This window comes from Streptosporangium sp. NPDC023615 (genome assembly GCF_040640155.1).
In the GTDB taxonomy this organism is placed as follows: Bacteria; Actinomycetota; Actinomycetes; order Streptosporangiales; family Streptosporangiaceae; genus Streptosporangium.
Map to the genome: position 1 here is coordinate 1 of NZ_JBFABE010000007.1, position 1,443 is coordinate 1,443.

At 69.2% G+C, this 1,443-nt stretch carries 2 protein-coding genes; one reads left to right on the forward strand and one right to left on the reverse strand.

Annotated features, from left to right (window positions below):
- Nucleotides 1-86: 86 nt before the first annotated feature.
- On the reverse strand, nucleotides 87-572 hold the full coding sequence (locus tag AB0G16_RS07595) for an arylamine N-acetyltransferase (RefSeq protein ID WP_362800229.1): 486 nt from the start codon (nucleotides 570-572) through the stop codon (nucleotides 87-89).
- 75 nt (nucleotides 573-647) lie between these two features.
- Here AB0G16_RS07595 and AB0G16_RS07600 point away from each other — a divergent pair, with 75 nt between their 5' ends.
- A complete protein-coding gene (locus AB0G16_RS07600; protein WP_362800232.1) occupies nucleotides 648-1,295 on the forward strand; it encodes a TetR/AcrR family transcriptional regulator in 648 nt (215 codons plus the stop codon).
- Nucleotides 1,296-1,443: the final 148 nt, after the last annotated feature.

Here is a 1,443-nt window from a genome sequence, read left to right on the forward strand (position 1 = left end):
CGCACCGCTCCGGCCCGAAACTCCGGATCAAAGCGACGCCGCGTGGTACCTGCCACGACCAAACCTCTCTCGGTTCGATCTCCACGCTACGAGGGGAAGCTCACCGGATCGAGCCGCTCCAGCCGGTAGGTCAGGTCGCCCTGTGCGTGTGACCCCTCGCGTAGCGGCAGTGGCTCGACGAAGCCGTCCCCGATGCCCGCGTCGGCCAGCCAGCGACGGCCGTCGAGGTCGACCAGCAGGGCGTTGTGATTGCCCCACATCGCCTCGCCCCGGACCGCGCGCAGGGCGCCAGCCTCCACCATCGTCACCCGAAAACCGACCAGGCGCAGCAAAGTGGCCAGGACGGCGTTCTGCTCGTAGCAGTAGCCGCCGCGTCGCCGCCGTACGAGCTTGTCGAACAACGCGTCCGGTTCGAGGCTGATCGGCCTGCCGAGCTGGATGTCGAGGTTCTCGTACGGCACGGTCTGCCGCCAGGCTCGATGCAGGGCGAACAGCGTCTCCAGATCGGCGTTCGCGGGCCCGCGGTGCCCGATCCTGCGGAGTATCGGCTCGACTGTCATCTCAGCGGTCATCTCTACCTCCTAAGCGAGGGGCAATCCACCACTTAACCAGATTAAATGATAGAGATTCATCCGTATACTGCTGAGGTGAAGAACGAGAGTTCCGGCCGAAAGCTCCGGGCCGACGCCAGGCTCAATCGGGAGCAGATCATCGAGGCCGCCCGCGCGCTCATCGCCGAGCGCGGCCCCGAGGTGCCCATGGAGGAGGTGGCCCGTCGCGCGGGCGTCGGGACCGCCACCCTCTACCGCCGTTTTCCCGATCGCGAGTCGCTGGTGCGGGGGGTCGCGCTGGACGGCTTTCACCGCGTGGTCGCCATCGCGCGCGACGCCGAGGACGAGGAGCCGGACGCCTGGCGGGCGCTGTCACGCTTCATCCGCCGGGCCGCCGCCGAGCTGCGGCTGGCCACCTGGTTGTCGATCTGGTTCACCAGCACCTGGGAGCAGCTCCACACCGACCCCGAGGAGCAGCGGCTGCGCCAGATCCTGCTGAAGATCCTCGACCGACTCGTCCGCCGTGCCCAGGCGGACGGCGACCTGCGTCATGACGTGGACGCCGGCGACCTGACGCTGATGATGGCCCTGCTGCTACGGCCGATCCCCGGCCTGCGTGCCGAGCTCACCCAGCGCAACGTGGACCGTTACCTGACGCTCATGCTCGACGGCCTGCGTGCCCACCCGGACATCCAGCGGCTGCCCGACAACGACATCGGCCTGGCCGACCTCGGTGGCGATTGACGGCCGCCTTCATCGCGGCCGAGCCTGATCCATCCGGGTCGGCGCGTCCCCGCGCACTCTTCCCGCCCGTCCTGGGCTGCGGACGATCCTCGGCGCGTGACGCGTTTCTCGCCTCGCGCCCCGCTCCGGGTCGGGTCGCGCTGCCCTG